This is a genomic window from Actinophytocola algeriensis (assembly GCF_014203735.1).
GTDB lineage: Bacteria > Actinomycetota > Actinomycetes > Mycobacteriales > Pseudonocardiaceae > Actinophytocola > Actinophytocola algeriensis.
In genome coordinates this window covers 974,013-990,225 of the sequence record NZ_JACHJQ010000003.1, presented here as the reverse complement: position 1 = coordinate 990,225, position 16,213 = coordinate 974,013, and the positions used below count along the sequence as shown (strand labels likewise).

Here is a 16,213-nt window from a genome sequence, read left to right as displayed (position 1 = left end):
TGTTAGGCCCGCTTGGCACGCTGGACCGGTGTTGACGAACCTGCTCGTCGGCCTCGTGATCGCGGCCGTGGTCCTCGTGTTCCTGTACACGCCCGGGCCGGGGCAACGGCTGCGCCACCGAGCCATGTACCGGGTGACCAGGAGTGAGTGGCAGGCCGGGCGGGCCGTGGTGGTGCTGCGGGTGGTCGACGGGTCGCACGCGGGGCTGGGGCCGAGGTGGCGCTCCGGCACGGCGGTCGCGACGCCCGGCAGGTTGGAGTTCACCCGGTTCGTGGGTGGCATGTCGTTCCTGAAACGACCGGTGACGCCGGTGCAGGTGGTGGCCGCGGGCTCGCCGGGCCCGATCCGCGGGCTCAGCCGGTTGTGGCTGGATCCGGACTGCCGGGTGACCCGGCTGACCACGCCGACCGCGGTACTCGAGATCGCGGTGCAGCCGCCGATTCCCGCCGAACAGGTGCTGGGCCGGATGCGGTGAGGCGTGGCCTCCGGCCCCCTCGAACCACGCTACGGCACGGCACCGACAGTGCGGCGCGGCTGCGCGGCGGTTGTCCACAGCTCTCCAGGTTGTCCACAGCGCCCGGTCCGGTGAGCCGGGCCCGTCGGTGCTCGCCGGTAGCGTGGAATCCGGGGGCCGGAGGCGTCACGGCGTCCCGCCCGCCAGCGCGTCGCCCAGTGGCGTCCTCCTGTACAGCACGGAGCGGCCAGAGCGGGCCCTCGTGACCAGGCCCGCGTTGCGCAGCACCGCCAGGTGGTCGCCCACCGCGCCCGTGGCCATGCCCAGCGACGTCGCGAGCTGGGTCGTGCTCGCCGCGTCCGAGAGGGACACCAGCAGTCGCGCCCGGGAGCGGCCCAGCAGTGACGCCAGCGCGTCCGGCGGCGTCGCCGGGCCTGGGTCCCACAGCGCCGCCGTGCCGCGCGCCGGGTAGACCAGCGCCTTCGGCCAGGGCGGGTCGGTGTACGCGCCGATGTTCGGCCACACGAAGACCGCGGGCACCAGCAGGAGCCCCGCGCCATCCAGCTCGTACGTCGCGTCCACGAACCTGCTCAGCTCCAGCCCGCCGTCGCGCCACGCGAGCCTCTTGTGCAGGCCCGCGAACGCCGCCTGCCAGCCGCCCGTGCTGAGCAGTCCACCGCGATGGACCACGTCGCGCTCCAGCACCGCCCGCAGCGTCGGCCAGTCCGGGGCGACCAGCTCGTGCCAGGCCGCCTCCATCGCGTCCGCCATGATCGTGGCCACGTGCCGGTCTTCCAGGACCGCCAGCACCTTCGGGTCGGTCGCCGGACGGCGCGCGAGGCAGTCGGCGATCTCCTTGCGGGCCTGCGCCAGCGGCGTCGACCGCAGCGCGGCCAGGTCGTCGTCGATGGTCTGCGCCATGCTCGCCGGCGGCTGCACCACGAACGCGGCGCCGTACCGCTCGCTCTGCAGTGCGAGCACCGCGTCCAGGGCCGTCTCCGCGCGCAGACGCTGGAAGGCCGGCGTCAGGCGTGCCGACCACGCCGGTGGCAGCGCCGCCCGTTTGCGGCCGGACAGCTTGCGCAGCAGGTTCTCCAGCTCGGTCACCGGCGACAGCGCGAAACGGCTGTTCAACAGGTCGTCCCGGCCCGCCACGAACCTCAGCACACCGCGACCTTACGCCGATGCACGAAAGAGTGGGACGCGGTCACCAGAAGGCAGAGGCTGGGGCCGTGAGTGAACGAGCCACCTTCCGCCAGGTCCTGGCCGTGCCGGTCTACCGCACGGTCTTCCTCACCAGGGCCCTCGCGATCGGCGCCGACACCCTGCGCACGGTCGCCCTGTCCGTGCTGGTCTTCACGGCCACCGGGTCGGCGCTGCTCGGCGCGGTGACGTTCGGTGCCTCGTTCCTCCCCCAGGTCGTCGGCGGGCTCGTCATCGGCGCGCTGCCCGACCTGGTCCGGCCGCGGCTGCTGATCGTCACCGGCTACACGCTGGAGGCAGGCGCGGCCGCCGTGCTGGCGGTCGGTGGCATGCCCGTGTGGGCGAGCCTGCTGCTGGTCGCCGGCATCGGCTGCCTCGCGCCGGTGTTCAACGGCACCGCGGGGCGGCTCACCGCCGACGTGCTGACCGGGGACGCGTTCGTCGTCGGACGTGGCCTGTTCCAGCTCGCGTCGTCGGCGGCGCAGGTCATCGGGATGGCGGGCGGCGGGCTCGCGGTCGCGTTCGTCGGGTCGGAGACGGCCCTGTTGGTGACCGCTTCCTGCCACGCCGTCGCCGCCCTGTGGGCCTGGCTCGCGCTGCCCGACCTGCCCGCGCCTGGCCGGCAGAGCGAGCGGTCGCTGGTGCGGCAGAGCTTCCACGGCGCGCGTGAGCTGCTCGTCGACCCCGTGGTCCGGCGGCTGCTGTTCGCGAACTGGCTGCCGCCCGCGCTGGTGATCGGCGGGGAGAGCCTGCTGATCCCCTACGCGGCCCTCGCGGGCTTCCCCACCGGCGCGGCCGGTGTCGTGCTCGCGTGCATCCCGGCCGGGATGTTCGTCGGCAACCTGGTGGTGACCAGGGTGTTCACGCCGCACCTGCGGGAGCGGGCGGTGCCGGTGCTGGTGGCGGTGCTCGGGTTGCCGCTGGTCGCTTTCGTGTTCGACCTGAACGCGGTGACCGCGGGTGTGCTCATGGTGTTCCTGGGCGCCGGGTTCGCGTTCGGCGTCGGGCTGCAGGGCCGGTTCCGGGACGCGCTGCCGGACGACTCGACCGGGCAGGCGTTCGGGTTGCTGTCGACCGGCCTGATGACGTTCCAGGGTGTCGGGCCACTCGTGTTCGGCGGGCTGACCGAGGTGGTACCGGTGGGGGTCGCGATGGCACTCGCGGGCGCGGCGACACTCGGCAGTGCCGTGTGGATCGCCCTCGCGGTGCGCCCGGCCGAAGCGAAATCGCCGGTTCCCGCCTAATGCGGGAACCGGCGCCGCACGATTGTGTGAATCTCAGGCCTGAGCGTTGTACGCCTCAGCGACTTCCTTCGGGATTCGGCCGCGATCGGAGATGTTCATGCCCTGCTTACGGGCCCACTCACGCATTGCCTGGTTCTGTTCCCGATCCGCCGACGCGGTGCGTGGGGCACGTCCCGCGACGGCCACTCGGCCACCGCTGCGCTTACGGCCACCGGACCGGCGCGCGTGCTCGACGTATTCGGCGAGCGCGTCCCGCAACCGCTCCGCATTGTCCTCGGAGAGGTCGATCTCGTAGAACGCGCCGTCCAAACCGAACTCGACAGTCTCCTCCGCCTCTGAACCATCGAGGTCGTCGACCAGGCTAACCGTGACCTTCTGCGCCATGTGCGCCCTCCTCAGGTTTGCGACACGGGGGACCAAGCGAACGTGCGTGAGCACATAACAAATACTCCCACTAACCAGCCTAACGCAAATCCGTGATTAGGTTAGTGGTTCCCGAGCCGCAAGTTGCTCATTCTGGGCGCACCAGCGGAAACAGGATCGTCTCCCGTATGCCGAGACCGGTGAGAGCCATCAGCAACCGGTCGATACCCATTCCGACGCCGCCGCTGGGGGGCATTCCGTACTCCAGCGCACGCAGGAAGTCCTCGTCGAGACGCATCGCCTCGTCGTCTCCACCCGCCCGCAGACCGGCCTGTTCGGTCAAGCGCTCGCGTTCCACCACGGGGTCGACGAGCTCGGAGTATCCGGTGGCGAGCTCGAATCCCCGGACGTAGAGATCCCATTTTTCGGCGACACCGTCGATACTGCGGTGCTGCCGGGTGAGCGGGGAGGTCTCGACCGGGAAATCCCGCACGAACGTTGGCGCGTACAGCTGGTCGCCGACCAGGTGCTCCCACAGCTCCTCGACCATCTTGCCGTGGCCGAGTTTCGGGTCGACCTCCAGCTCGAGGCGCTCCGCGTGCTTGTGCAGCAGCTCGGCGGGCGTTTCCGGGGTGACCTCCGAGCCCAGCGCGTCGGACAGCGACGGGTACATCGACAGGCTGGTCCATTCGCCGGACAGGTCGTACTCCTCGCCGCTCGCGAGCGTGACGACCTGCGTACCGAGCGCTGCCTGCGCGGACTCCTGGATGAGCTCGCGGGTCAGCACGGCCATCGAGTCGTAGGTCTCGTAGGCCGCGTAGAACTCGAGCATCGCGAACTCGGGGGAATGCGTCGAATCGCTGCCCTCGTTGCGGAAGTTGCGGTTGATCTCGAAGACCCGGTCGATACCGCCGACCACGCAGCGCTTCAGGAACAGCTCCGGCGCGATGCGCAGGTACAGGTCCATGCTCATCGCGTTCGAGCGGGTGACGAATGGCCGTGCGGTGGCACCGCCGTGCTGCGTCTGGAGCATCGGCGTCTCGACCTCGATGAATCCGCGCCCGTGGAAACTGTCGCGCAATGCGCGGACCACCCCCGCGCGGGTGCGTACCGTTTCGCGGGCCTGCGGGCGCAGGATCAGATCGACATACCGCTGCCGAATCCGGGTTTCCTCGTTCAGGTCCTTGTGCGCCACCGGCAGGGGCCGCAGCGACTTGGCGGCCATTCGCCACTCGTCGGCGAGAACGGACAGCTCGCCCCGGCGGGAGGTGATTACCTCGCCGCGGACGAAAACGTGATCACCGATGTCGGCGGTGCTCTTCCAGTCGGAAAGTGCGTCCGCACCGACCTTGTTCAGGCTCAGCATCGCCTGCAGTTCGGTGCCGTCACCCGCTTGCAGTGTCGCGAAACACAGCTTGCCCGTATTGCGCAGAAAGATGACCCGGCCAGTGACGCCCACCACATCTCCGGTCGCGGTGTCGGGCGCGAGGTCCGAATATGTCTCACGAATCTGTCGCAGGTCGTGGGTGCGCGGCAGCTCGACTGGATATGGATCCACGCCGTCGGCAAGCAGCCGGGCCCGCTTCTCCCGACGGACCCGAAGCTGCTCAGGAAGGTCGTCGGACTGCGGTACCTGCGTTTCGTCGGTCACGGTAGAACAGAGTAATGCGTGTGTTAACCGGTTAGTTTGGGTGCCATGGCGGACCGGGCGCGTTCCTTCGGATCACTCGCGGGCGACTACGCCGAGCACCGGCCGGACTACCCGGCGGACGGCATCCGCTGGGCACTCGGCGGCGTGACCGGTCCGGTGCTGGACCTCGCGGCGGGTACCGGGAAGCTCACGTCAGGGCTATTGGCGTTGGGCCTGTCCGTGACCGCGGTGGAGCCGGACGACGCGATGCGCGCCGAGCTGTCGCGCCGGTTTCCGCAGGTGGCGGCGCTTCCTGGCGCGGCGGAGGAGATCCCGCTGGCCTCGGGTTCCGTCGACGCGGTGCTCGTCGGGCAGGCGTTCCACTGGTTCGACCAGGCCGCGGCGCTGGACGAGATCGGGCGGGTGCTGCGGCCGGGCGGAGCGGTCGGGCTGCTGTGGAACGCGGAGGACACGAGCGTCGAGTGGATGGCCGGGCTGATGGCGTTGGCGGGGACGACGGCGGGGATCTCCGCGCCGGAGCGGACCTCGATGCCGACGCACGCGTTGTTCAGCGAGCCCGAGGTGGCGATGTTCCCGCACGTGCAGCGGCGGACGAGCGACTCGCTGGCGGAGACGCTGAGCACGCACTCGCGGATGATCGTGATCCCGGTTGCCGAGCGGGACGCGGTGCTGGGGCGGATCCGGGCGTACCTGTCATCGCGGCCCGAGACGGCGAGTGGTGAGTTCGACGCACCGCTGGTGACGAAGGTGGTACGCGCGAGGCGGGTCTGAGGCTCGGCCGCCGGGGTCAGAGGTATCGCGCCATGAGCACGTCGTCGACGAGCTTCCCGTCCATCACGAACTCGCCGCGCAGCACGCCCTCGACGACGAACCCGCAGCGCTCGTACAGCCGCCGCGCGCCCGGGTTCTCGCCCAGCACCCGCAGCGCCACCTTCGACGCGCCACGCCGGGCCGCCTCCGCCACCGCCGCCTCGACCAGCGCCCGGCCGACCCCTCGGCCCTGCGCGGACGGGTCGACCGCCAGCCCGTTGATGCCGAGCACGTGCTGGTGTGACGGCAGCGGGATGTTCTGGTGCACCAGCACGTACCCCAGGACCCGGCCGTCGGCCTCGGCGACCAGGTAGTTCTCGCGGTCGGTGCGGTCGTCGAAGAACGACGTGCGGTCCTCCCTGGTCGGCGCCGGTGCCGGGGACACGGCCTGCGTCCACGTCGCGAAGTCGATCTCCAGCAGCACTGCGTCGTCGGCGTCGCCGGCCGGACGGATGTCCACGGTCACCTCGTGTTCCGTTCGAAGACCAGGCGCAGCCCGAGCAGCGTCAGGTCGGGGCGGTGGTCGGTGATCGTCTCGGACTCGTCGACCACCAGCGGAGCGAGGCCACCGGTCGCCATGACCGTGACCTCGCCGGGGTGGGCGGTGCGGTGGAGCTCGTCGACGATGCGGCGCACCAGGCCGTCGACCTGGGCGGTGAAGCCGTACATGATGCCGGACTGCAGGCATTCCACGGTGTTCTTGCCGATCACCGACTTCGGGCGGACCAGCTCCACCTTGCGCAGCGCGGCGGCCCTGGACGCGAGCGCGTCCACGGAGATCTCGATGCCGGGCGCGAACACGCCGCCGAGGAACTCGCCGCGCGCGGAGATCACGTCGATGTTGGTGGACGTGCCGAAGTCGACGACCACGCACGTCGTCTCGTGCAGGTGGTGGGCGGCGAGGGTGTTGATCACGCGGTCGGCGCCGACCTCCTTCGGGTTGTCGACGAGCAGCGGCACGCCGGTCTTCACGCCCGGTTCGACGATCACGCGCGGCACCGCGCGGTAGTAGCGGCCGAGCATGACCCGCAGCTCACGCAGCACGGCGGGCACGGTCGACAGCGCCGAGACGCCGGTGACCCCTGACGCGTGCTCGCCGAGCAGGCCGTGCATGATCAACGCCAGCTCGTCGGCGGTCATCTGCGGGTCGGTGCGCATCCGCCAGTCGCGGACCAGTTCCGTGCCCGCGTACAGGCCCAGCGCGATGTTGGTGTTGCCGACGTCGATCGCGAGCAGCACCGGGTCAGCTCTCCGACTGGAGCAGCGCGTCGAGCATCGCCGCCTCGGCCGTCTCCGCCGGCACGGCACCGCTGACCAGGCCGTGCCCGTCCGGCACGTGCCCTGGCACCGATCCCTTGTCGACGATCGCGTTGGTCTCGTCGACGAACACCACGCGCGGGCGGTGGGCGGCGGCCTCCGCGTTGTCCATCAGGCCGTAGGCGATCAGGATCACGACGTCGCCGGGGTGCACGAGGTGCGCGGCCGCGCCGTTGATGCCGATGACACCGCTGCCCCGCTCGCCGGTGATCACGTACGTCTCGAGGCGGGCGCCGTTGGTGACGTCGACGATCGTCACCTGCTCGCCGGCCAGCAGGTCGGCGGCTTCCATGAGGTCCTGGTCGACGGTCACCGAGCCCACGTAGTGCAGGTCGGCCTGCGTCACGGTCGCCCGGTGAATCTTGGACTTCAGCATCGTGCGGAACATGTCAGTCCTCCCCCTGACCAAGGAACACCTGGCTGTTGTCGATGAGCCGCGTCGAGCCGACCCGCGCCGCCACCAGCAGCCGGGCCTCCCCGTGCTCCGGCGCCGGACCGAGGTCGGCGCCACGCAGCTCCAGGTAGTCGACCGCCACGGACGGCTCCTTGTCGAGCACCGCGCGCGCGGACTCCAGCACGACCGCCGCGCCGCCCGCGCTGACCCGGGCACCCGCGACGAGCGCGGCCGACAGCGTGATCGCGGCCGTGCGCTGCTCGTCGGACAGGTAGGCGTTGCGGGAGGAGCGGGCGAGCCCGTCGGGGTCCCGCACGATCGGCACGCCGATGACCTTCACGTCGAGGTTGAGGTCGCGGACCAGCTTCCTGACGAGCGTCAGCTGCTGGTAGTCCTTCTCCCCGAACACCGCGTAGTGCGGCTGGATGATCGTGAACAGCTTGGTCACCACAGTCAGCACACCGGCGAAGTGACCTGGCCGGGACGCGCCCTCCAGCTCACCGCCGAGCGGACCGGGGTCGACCATGATCTCCGGGCCGCCCGGGTACATCTGCTCGCGGGACGGCGTGAACGCCAGCTCGACGCGTTCTTCCCCGCAGATCTTCAGGTCGGCCTCGAGTGGGCGGGGGTAGCGGTCGTAGTCCTCGTCGGGCCCGAACTGCAGCGGGTTGACGAAGATCGACGCGGCGAGCACGGTGCCCGGCAGCCTGCGCGCGGTGCGCATGAGCTGCCGGTGCCCGTCGTGCAGCGCGCCCATGGTCGGCACCAGCGCGATCTTGCGGCCGACGGCACGCAACGCGCGCGCGGTCGCCACCATGTCGTCGAGTCCACTGTGGACGTGGAGCTGGCCGGGGGTGAACCTCGGCGTCATCGGCGATCCTCTCCAGTGCCGGGCCGGAGCGCGGCGAAGACGTCGGGGGCCAGGTCCGGGCGCAGGAGCCCGCTCTGCTCTGCGCGTTCCGCGGTCCGCTCGGCGAGCGCGCGGTACGCGGGCAGCATGTCGGGGGCGTTCTCGGCCAGGACCCGCAGGTGGGCTCGGACGGTGCCCGCGTCACCGCGGGCGACGGGACCGGTGAGCGCGCGGTCGCCGTGGCGCAGCGCGTTGTCGAGCGCGGCGGACAGCAGCGGGCCGAGCATCCGGTCTGGGTTGTCGACGCCGGTGCCGCGCAGCAGGTCGGCGGCCTCCGCGACCAGCGTGACCAGGTGGTTCGCGCCGTGGGCCAGTGCGGTGTGGTACAGCGGGCGGTCCGAGTCGGAGATGCGGACCGGCTCGGCGCCCATCTCCATCACGAGTGCCTCGCCGACGCTCCACGCCGCCTCGTCGGAGTCGACGGCGGTGACTCCGAAACAGCAGGTCGCGAGGCGTTCGAGGTCCTCGGCGCGGCCGGTGAACGTCATCACCGGGTGCAACGCGAGCGGCAGTGCGCCGTGTTCCTGCGCGGGGGCGAGGACGTCGACGCCGTGCGCGCCGCAGGTGTGGACGACGATCTGGCCCGGCCGCAGCGCGTCGGCGGCGGCGAGCCCGCGGACCATGCCGGGCAGCGCGTCGTCGGGCAGGGCGAGGAGCACCAGGTCAGCGGCGCGGACGACGTCGTCGGGGGCGAGCAGCGGGACGCCGGGCAGCAGGTCCTCTGCGCGCTGGACGGATTCGCGGGAGACCCCGGAGGCGGCGACGACCGAGTGACCGGCGCGTGCGAGGGCCGCACCGAGCACCGCCCCGACGCGTCCGGTGGAGACCACCCCGACGGCAAGGCGCGCGGGCCGGTTCATACCGCCTCCCTGAACATCTCCCGACGGAAGCGTAACTTCACCGCGACGGGGTTCTGGCGGGCAGGTCGGCCTTGGCGGCGTGCAGCACCGTGACGAGGCGCGCCTCACGCTCTGGGGCGTCGTGGCCCGCGAGCCCGAGGTGGACGGCGTGCCACAGGAACGCCAGCTCGGTGACCGCGGCCTGGTAGGCGCCGACCGCGCGGGAGGCGGTTCTGCCCTGCTTGCGCCCGGCCCGGACCCGCCAGTTGCGGCGGGCGGTGAGCGTGACGAGCCGCTTCACGTTGGCCGGGTCGACCCAGCCGCGGTCCACCATCGCGGGCAGCGCCCTGGCGACGATCCGCTGCTCGCGGCGGCGGTGCCAGCTGACGAGGAAGACGCCCGAGATGAAGATCGGCACCATGACGAGGAAGTACACGTTGAGGAAGGTCTGCGGGGTGCCGAGCGTGGCGGCGGCGTTCCAGAGCGCGTGCAGCAGGACCGCGACGAGGTAACCGGCCAGCGGCGCCACGACGCGCAGCCAGCGGCTCGAGGTGCGCACGGCGATGCCGATGCCGATCCCGATCATGGCGGTGAAGAGCGGGTGGGTGAACGGCGACAGGACCCCGCGCAGGATGAACGCGGTGACGACGCCGCCGGTGCCGGGGTCGCCGAACCCGTGGTCGGCGAAGGCGCGGCCGAAGTAGTAGATGTTCTCGGTGAAGGCGAACCCGGCGGCGACGAAGCCCGCGTAGACGACGCCGTCGATGACCCCGTCGAACTCGTCGCGCAGGAAGTACATGATCCCGAGGACGAAGACGCCTTTGAGGCCTTCCTCGAAGAGCGGCGCGGAGACGATGGCGCTGACCTTGTCGCCGCTGCCGTGCCCGAGAAGCGCGTCCCCGACCGCGGCGGCGGTGTTGTTGACGAGCAGTGCCGTGATCGCGGCGACGCTGGCGCCCCACCCGAACGCGAGCCAGAGCATGCGCGCGGGTTCGGGCTCCCAGCGGTCGATCCAGAGCAGGGCGGCCACGATCGACCCGACGGGCACGAGCGCGGCGACGATCCCGACCAGTTCCGCGACGAGGCCGACGCGGGCCGTGGATAGCGCGAGGAGCGTGAGCCCGCAGGCGGCGAGCACGACCAGCCCGGTGACCGGCAGAAGGACGGTTCGCCGACGCGGTGTGTGCCGATGCGGCGGCCGGGCAGGGTGCACGGGGTCACCCTAAAGCCTGACCACTTCGTGCAGGTTGTCCACAGCCCACCCGGTTATCCACAGGCAAGATCAACATCACCCTCCCCGTCGGTACCTACCGGTAAGCTGGCAAGGCGGGACGCCCCCGGGAACGGGTGGGGGTTGGGTACCGGGCGCGCGCGAGGAGTTTTCGCTGGTCAGCGTGGGGTGCTCGCGCTTCGGGTTCGCCCGGGCCAGGGGCGTTTCCGGCGGCACGTTCCGTTGTTCCGTCATCGGTTGGGGACCTGCCTCGCGAGGAGGCGCGCTCGCTCTCCGCTGGCGCCGGGTGCTCGGCGAACCCGCGCGGCACGCGCAGGCGCCACGGGCGTCGGCGGGTGGGAGCGGTCGGCCAGTGGTCAGTCCTCGCGGCGGCGTCTGCGGCGGGGGCTCGAGTCGAGGCCGTGGTTGGCGAGCAGCTCGCTCACCGAGCGGCCCGCGGCGTGCGAACCGGTCGGTTCCTCCTGCTGGCCCACGGTCTCCTGCCACGACGGCTGCCCCTCGGCCCGGCGCCTGCGCCCACCGCCCGACTCCTCGGCCCGGTGCCGCCGACCCGCCGGCGGCTCCTCCGACCGGTACTCGGCACTGCGCCTGCTCGGCCGGTCGGTCAGCACCTGCTCCGGCGTGCTCTCCGACGGCTCCGGCCGCACCGGCGGGACGTACGCGCGGCTCGAGTACGTCGGCTCGCCCGGCGACTGCGGCTGGTTGTACTGCGCGAGCCAACTGGTCTGCTCGGCCGTCATGCCGAACGGCGCGCCGTTCGGTGACTCCTCACGGCGCGTCTCCCACGACGGGCCCCACTCCGGCTCACCGTCGTCCCAGCCGGGAGTGGCCCGGCGCGGCGGTGGGTCGGCCGGACGCTTCGGCTCGGGCCTGCGCGGCTGCTCGGCACGGCGCTGCTGTTCCTGGCGGCGCGCCGAGGGCGCCGCGGTCGGCATGGCGCCGGAATCGGCGAGGCCTTCCGGGATGAACCAGCGGTCGGACACCTCGGCCGGGTGCTCCACGTACCGCGTCGGCTGCTCCTGTTGCCGTGCCGCGGCCGCGGGCTGCGCCGGCTCGGGTCGCTTCGCGGGCGGCGCGGGCTCGGCGCGCTTCGCCGGTTTCACGGGCTCGGCGCGCTTCGCGGGCTGCACCGGTTCCGGCGTCGGCCGATCGGGCCGGGCCGGGCGCTCGGGGCGGCGGGCCCCCGACGATGGGCGGGACTCGGCGACCTTCGGTTCCGGGCGGTGCGGCGGCTGCTCGCGGTGGGGCTCGCGGCGCGGCTTCTGGTGCACCTCGCGGATCCGCTCGATCATCTCGGTCTCGGCCTCGCGCACGACCGGCGGGACGACGATGTCGGGCTGCTCGGACCGGGCCGCGGTCAGGCGCTTGATGTCGCCGGGCACCGCGATCGCGCGGTCGTCACCGAGGGAGCGCATGCGGGTCGACTCGGCGCGCAGCGCGTACCGCTCGACCAGGAACTCACCGCCCAGCAGGCTTTCCAGCGTCTGCCGCATCTTCTGCAGCTCGTCGCGCAGCACCGCGATGTCGTCGCGGGCCTCCTCCTCCGCCTGGCGCTTCGCCTCGGCGGCGACCTCCAGCTCGTACTCGCGGCGGGCCGCGACCTCACGCTCGAGCTCGAGCTCGTAGATCTTCTGCCGCTCTGCCGCGGCCTCGCGCTGGTCGGCCACCTGCTTGCGGTACCTCGCGGCGACGAACGCACCGCCGAGCGCGGCCCACAGCGCGGCGACAATGCCGAGGCGGAGCCATTTCTCCTCGTCGGTCAGCACCAGCAGGCCGGTGGCCGCGAGCGCGAAGAGCACGGCGCCCGCGAGTAGCACACGCCCGCCGGACGAGCCGGCCTCAGGCTCATCGGAGGAGTCTCGGCGGGCGTTCATGGCACACACCGTACCGGTCCGTTATAAGGACGAGACCATTACGATTCGCAAAGGATGTCAGCCGGCCGACCCGGAATGCCGTTCAGGCGGCTGATTGTCCTGGTCACGCGGTGTGCGGCAGCACCATTCGAGCCACAAAGCGGCGGCGGTCAGGAGTGCGGAACAGATCACACCGACCACCGCGCTGGGCAGATCGTCGGCCGCGGCCGTGATCTCCGCACGCCTCGGCAACACGTAACCGAGCACACCGAGCCACGCCCCGGCCATGATCGCGCCGAGCAGTGACGAGGCCTTCGCCAGCGCGACGGCCCGCGCCGCGGTGAGCGCGTGCACCGGCCGCCCCTGCCGAGGGTTGCGGATGCGGGAGCGGAGGGAGAACGCGAGCACGGTCTCCACGATGGCGAGCACGAGCAGCGTCACACCGGCGAACGTCGGCAGCGGCGGCAGCTGTCCATAGAGGACACGCACCAGCAGGTAGACCACCGCGGCGGCGACGAGCCCGGCTGTGACGAGATCGCGGGCCCGGGTGAAGTGCATGACGCCACGGTACCGGCGAGGATTGACTCTCCAGTTACTGGAAGGTTCAGCATGTCTCGCATGGGGTTCTTGACGATCGGCGAGCTGGCCAGGCGTACCGGCCTGACCACGCGCACGATCCGCTTCTACTCGGACGAAGGGCTGCTGCCGCCCGCGGACCGCACGCACGCCGGCTACCGGCTGTACGACGGTGAGTCGCTGGCCAGGCTCGAGCTGCTGCGCACGCTGCGCGAGCTGGGGCTGGGTCTGCCGGACGCGTCGGCGGCGCTGGCGGGCAAGTCGTCCGTGGCCGATCTGGCCCGCAGGCACGTGGCGCTGCTCGACGAGCAGATCCGGGTGCTGCGGCTGCGGCGGGCCGTGCTGCGCGCGATCGCGAGAACCGAAGCCGAGCTGGACGAGGTGCGACTGATGAAGAACCTGGCGACGATGACCGACGCGGAGCGGGCGGCGCTGATCGACGACTTCTGGAACGAGGTGAACGCGGGGCTGGACATCAACCCCGACTTCGACGCGGGCATGCGCTCCGCGAAGCCGGTGCTGCCGGACGACCCCACCCCCGAGCAGCTGGAGGCGTGGATCGAGCTGGCGGAACTGGTGCAGGACAAGGACTTCCGCGCCCGGATCCGCGCGATGAGCGAGGGCCACGCGGAAGCACGCGAGGCGGGCGAGTCGATGGACATGCCATCGCCGGAGACACAGGAACAGTGGAAGGGCTGGACCGCACGGGCCGCGGTGGCACGCGAGGCGGGCGAGGAACCGGGCTCGGCGACGGGTCAGGAGCTGGCGGCGGAGATCGTCGCGGCGTTCGGTGCGTCGCGGGAGGAGGTGGCCGAGCGGATGGCGCTGAGCACGGACGGCCGCGCCGAGCGCTACTGGCAACTGATGGCGACGATCAACGGCTGGCCCCAGTGGCCGGAGCAGGTGCCGAACGCGGAGTGGCTGGTGGCGGCGCTGAGGAGCTGACCGACGCGCGAGCCGTGATCGCGGGCCACACAGGACGGTTGCGCCCGGACTCCCGACGCGACCGGGCAGGTAGGACGTCCGGTGCGGACGGCTCACGGGATCAGGTGCAGGTCCTCGCGTTCGTGGACCGCTTCCCGGTCCGCGGGCGGGAGGGCGGCCAGCAGGTCCGCCACCCGGCCGTGGCCCGGGAGTTCCGCCTCCGCGTCCACCGCCAGCCACGGGATCAGCACCGTCGCCCGGCTGGGCGTGCCCGGGTGGGGCAACAGGAGGTCGGGGTGCTCGCTGGTCACCCCGGCCACCGTCACCACGTCCACGTCCAGTGTCCTCGGGCCCCAGCGTTGCTCGCGGACGCGACCCGCCGCCTTCTCCAGCGCCTGGCCGCGCCGCAGCCAACCCCACTCGTCGAGCTCCGGCGACGACACGACCAGCACCGCGTTCAGGAAGTCCGGCTGGTCCGTCACACCCCACGGCGCCGTCTCGTACACCGGGGACGCCTTTTCCAGCACGTCCGCGAAGCCCTGCACCGCCAGGCGCAGGAAAGCCAGGCGGTCGCCCATGTTCGAGCCCAGCGACAGGACCGCCCGCGTCATCCCATGCGCTTTCGCGAGCGGCGGACCGTCACCGCGACGTCGGCGAAGGTCAGCGGGATCGGGGCATCCGGTTTGTGGATGGTGACCTCCGCCGCGTGGAGGCGGGGGTCCCAGTTCATGATGTCTTCCGCGGTTTCCGTCGCCACCGTTTCGATCAGGTCCCGGGACGGGCCGCCCACGATCTCCGCCACTCTCGTGGCCAGTGCGCCGTAGTCCAGGGTGTGCTTCAGGTCGTCGGTCGCCGCGGCCTCCGCCAGCTCCAGCCACACGGTCACGTCGACCACGAAGTCCTGGCCGTCGCGTTTCTCGTAGTCGAAGACGCCGTGGTAGCCCCGTACCCGCAGGCCCGTCAGCGTGATGCGGTCAGCCAAGTGCCTCCACCACCTTCACCGCGTCGAGGGACCGGCGTACGTCGTGCACCCGCACGCCCCACGCACCTGCTCTCGCGACCAGCGCTGAGATCGCCGCCGTCGCGTCCTCGCGGCCGTCGGGTGGGCGCGGGGCGCCTTCCTTGTCCGCCAGCAGTGTGCCGAGGAAACGTTTGCGGGACGCGCCCACCAGGACCGGGAAACCCAGGTCCAGCAGGGCGTCCAGGCGGCGTAGCAGTGCCCAGTTGTGATCGCCCTTCTTGGCGAAGCCCAGGCCGGGGTCCAGCACCAGCGCCGTCTCCGGCACCCCCGCCTTCAGTGCGGCGTCGACCCGTGCCGACAGTTCGTCCCGGACGTCCTTCACCACGTCGTCGTACGTGGCCAGGGAGTCCATGTTTCTCGAGTAGCCGCGCCAGTGCATCAGGATCCACGGCACACCGGCTTCGGCGACCACGTGGGCCATGTCCGGGTCGGCCAGGCCACCGGACACGTCGTTCACGATCGTCGCGCCCGCCGCCACCGCCGCCGCGGCCACGCGGGCCCGGGTCGTGTCCACCGACACCGCCACGCCCGCGGCGGACAGGCCGCGGATCACCGGGAGGATGCGGGCGATCTCGACGTCGGGGGCGACGCGGTCCGCGCCCGGCCTTGTCGACTCGCCGCCGACGTCCACCAGGTCGGCGCCGTCGGTCCACATCTCGACACCGTGGACCAGGGCGTCGTCCAGGTGGAGGTAGCGGCCGCCGTCGGAGAACGAGTCCGGGGTGACGTTCAGTACGCCCACCACGGCACAGCGGCCGGGGCTGGGCAGCGTAGGGATCACCGGCTGCGTCCGTTGATCAGCGCAAGCGCCTCGGCGCGGGACGTCGACGAGCTGCGGAACAGGCCGCGCACCGCGGACGTCGTGGTGCGGGCGCCCGGTTTGCGGATGCCGCGCATCGCCATGCACAGGTGCTCGGCCTCGACGACCACGATCACGCCGCGCGGGTCGAGCTTGTCCTCGATCGCGTCCGCGACCTGCGTGGTGAGGCGCTCCTGCACCTGCGGGCGCTTCGCGTACAGGTCGACGAGCCGCGCGAGCTTCGACAGGCCGGTGACCTTGCCCTGTTCGTTCGGGATGTAGCCGACGTGCGCGACGCCGTGGAACGGCACCAGGTGGTGCTCACAGGTCGAGTACATGGGGATGTCCGTGACCAGCACCAGCTCGTCGTGGCACTCGTCGAACGTCTTGCTGAGCACTTCGTCCGGATCCGTGTACAGACCGGCGAACATCTCCAGGTACGCCCTGGCCACCCGCGCGGGGGTGTCCTGGAGGCCGTCGCGGTCCGGGTTCTCGCCACATGCGAGCAGCAGTTCCCGGACCGCCTTCTCGGCGCGCTCCTGGTCGAAGACAGACCCGCCGGTGTACAGCGGGCCCCTCCGGGACCCGTTAGCCGTCACAGCCTTCGCCTCCGGTCGCCGTTCA

General features: G+C 71.6%; 19 protein-coding genes. 4 read left to right on the top strand and 15 right to left on the bottom strand.

From position 1 onward, the window contains the following. The first annotated feature begins 28 nt into the window (after positions 1-28). Positions 29-475 (top strand): hypothetical protein, encoded by a 447-nt coding sequence (locus tag FHR82_RS17020; RefSeq protein ID WP_184811337.1) that lies wholly within the window; start codon positions 29-31, stop codon positions 473-475. 165 nt (positions 476-640) lie between these two features. On the opposite strand, the gene FHR82_RS17015 is transcribed toward FHR82_RS17020, so the two are convergent. Beyond that, a complete protein-coding gene (locus tag FHR82_RS17015; protein WP_184811336.1) occupies positions 641-1,621 on the bottom strand; it encodes an ArsR/SmtB family transcription factor in 981 nt (326 codons plus the stop codon). A gap of 65 nt (positions 1,622-1,686) precedes the next feature. Between FHR82_RS17015 and FHR82_RS17010 the strand changes: the two genes are divergently transcribed. Continuing rightward, entirely contained in the window at positions 1,687-2,901 is a 1,215-nt protein-coding gene (locus FHR82_RS17010) for an MFS transporter (RefSeq protein ID WP_184811335.1), read from the top strand. Positions 2,902-2,934: 33 nt separating this feature from the next. Here FHR82_RS17010 and FHR82_RS17005 read toward each other — a convergent pair whose 3' ends face one another. Next, positions 2,935-3,285 (bottom strand): histone-like nucleoid-structuring protein Lsr2, encoded by a 351-nt coding sequence (locus tag FHR82_RS17005; protein ID WP_184811334.1) that lies wholly within the window; start codon positions 3,283-3,285, stop codon positions 2,935-2,937. A gap of 127 nt (positions 3,286-3,412) precedes the next feature. Further along, positions 3,413-4,915 (bottom strand): lysine--tRNA ligase, encoded by a 1,503-nt coding sequence (gene lysS / locus FHR82_RS17000; protein WP_184811333.1) that lies wholly within the window; start codon positions 4,913-4,915, stop codon positions 3,413-3,415. A 45-nt stretch (positions 4,916-4,960) separates the two neighbouring features. Here lysS and FHR82_RS16995 point away from each other — a divergent pair, with 45 nt between their 5' ends. Continuing rightward, the gene (locus FHR82_RS16995; protein ID WP_184811332.1) at positions 4,961-5,686 is read left to right on the top strand and encodes a class I SAM-dependent methyltransferase; all 726 of its coding nucleotides are present in this window, start codon (positions 4,961-4,963) and stop codon (positions 5,684-5,686) included. Positions 5,687-5,702: 16 nt separating this feature from the next. On the opposite strand, the gene FHR82_RS46135 is transcribed toward FHR82_RS16995, so the two are convergent. The 8 genes from FHR82_RS46135 to FHR82_RS16960 form a co-directional block, all read right to left on the bottom strand. Further along, on the bottom strand, positions 5,703-6,191 hold the full coding sequence (locus FHR82_RS46135; protein ID WP_311771118.1) for a GNAT family N-acetyltransferase: 489 nt from the start codon (positions 6,189-6,191) through the stop codon (positions 5,703-5,705). Beyond that, on the bottom strand, positions 6,188-6,964 hold the full coding sequence (locus FHR82_RS46130) for a type III pantothenate kinase (protein WP_311771117.1): 777 nt from the start codon (positions 6,962-6,964) through the stop codon (positions 6,188-6,190). Before FHR82_RS46130 ends, FHR82_RS46135 begins: the two co-directional genes overlap by 4 nt. 4 nt (positions 6,965-6,968) lie before the next feature. Continuing rightward, positions 6,969-7,430 (bottom strand): aspartate 1-decarboxylase, encoded by a 462-nt coding sequence (gene panD / locus FHR82_RS16985; protein ID WP_184811330.1) that lies wholly within the window; start codon positions 7,428-7,430, stop codon positions 6,969-6,971. A 1-nt stretch (position 7,431) separates the two neighbouring features. Continuing rightward, positions 7,432-8,307, bottom strand: coding sequence for a pantoate--beta-alanine ligase (gene panC, locus FHR82_RS16980; RefSeq protein ID WP_184811329.1), 876 nt, complete (start codon positions 8,305-8,307; stop codon positions 7,432-7,434). Further along, entirely contained in the window at positions 8,304-9,206 is a 903-nt protein-coding gene (locus FHR82_RS16975; RefSeq protein ID WP_184811328.1) for a Rossmann-like and DUF2520 domain-containing protein, read from the bottom strand. Before FHR82_RS16975 ends, panC begins: the two co-directional genes overlap by 4 nt. Positions 9,207-9,243: 37 nt before the next feature. Continuing rightward, positions 9,244-10,398, bottom strand: a complete 1,155-nt coding sequence (locus FHR82_RS16970; protein ID WP_184811327.1) for a PrsW family intramembrane metalloprotease — start codon at positions 10,396-10,398, stop codon at positions 9,244-9,246. Between the two features lie 374 nt (positions 10,399-10,772). Next, positions 10,773-12,290: a DUF6779 domain-containing protein gene (locus FHR82_RS16965; protein ID WP_184811326.1), complete on the bottom strand. Its 1,518-nt coding sequence runs from the start codon at positions 12,288-12,290 to the stop codon at positions 10,773-10,775. Positions 12,291-12,347: 57 nt separating this feature from the next. Beyond that, positions 12,348-12,827: a DUF3180 domain-containing protein gene (locus FHR82_RS16960; RefSeq protein ID WP_184811325.1), complete on the bottom strand. Its 480-nt coding sequence runs from the start codon at positions 12,825-12,827 to the stop codon at positions 12,348-12,350. A gap of 51 nt (positions 12,828-12,878) precedes the next feature. On the opposite strand from FHR82_RS16960, the gene FHR82_RS16955 reads away from it, so the two are divergent. Continuing rightward, positions 12,879-13,790, top strand: a complete 912-nt coding sequence (locus tag FHR82_RS16955; RefSeq protein WP_184811324.1) for a MerR family transcriptional regulator — start codon at positions 12,879-12,881, stop codon at positions 13,788-13,790. A 92-nt stretch (positions 13,791-13,882) separates the two neighbouring features. On the opposite strand, the gene folK is transcribed toward FHR82_RS16955, so the two are convergent. From folK to folE, 4 genes are read right to left on the bottom strand one after another with little or no spacing between them, the layout of a single operon-like run. Further along, the gene (folK, locus tag FHR82_RS16950; RefSeq protein ID WP_184811323.1) at positions 13,883-14,380 is read right to left on the bottom strand and encodes a 2-amino-4-hydroxy-6-hydroxymethyldihydropteridine diphosphokinase; all 498 of its coding nucleotides are present in this window, start codon (positions 14,378-14,380) and stop codon (positions 13,883-13,885) included. Further along, complete coding sequence (gene folB / locus FHR82_RS16945) at positions 14,377-14,751, bottom strand: dihydroneopterin aldolase (protein ID WP_184811322.1); 375 nt, start codon at positions 14,749-14,751, stop codon at positions 14,377-14,379. The genes folK and folB overlap by 4 nt, the downstream gene beginning before the upstream one ends. Beyond that, positions 14,744-15,568 carry a dihydropteroate synthase gene (folP, locus tag FHR82_RS16940; RefSeq protein WP_184811576.1) on the bottom strand — a complete coding sequence of 275 codons (825 nt, stop codon included), beginning with the start codon at positions 15,566-15,568 and terminating at the stop codon, positions 14,744-14,746. Before folP ends, folB begins: the two co-directional genes overlap by 8 nt. Beyond that, a complete protein-coding gene (gene folE, locus FHR82_RS16935; RefSeq protein WP_184811321.1) occupies positions 15,568-16,188 on the bottom strand; it encodes a GTP cyclohydrolase I FolE in 621 nt (206 codons plus the stop codon). Before folE ends, folP begins: the two co-directional genes overlap by 1 nt. Positions 16,189-16,213 lie beyond the last annotated feature (25 nt).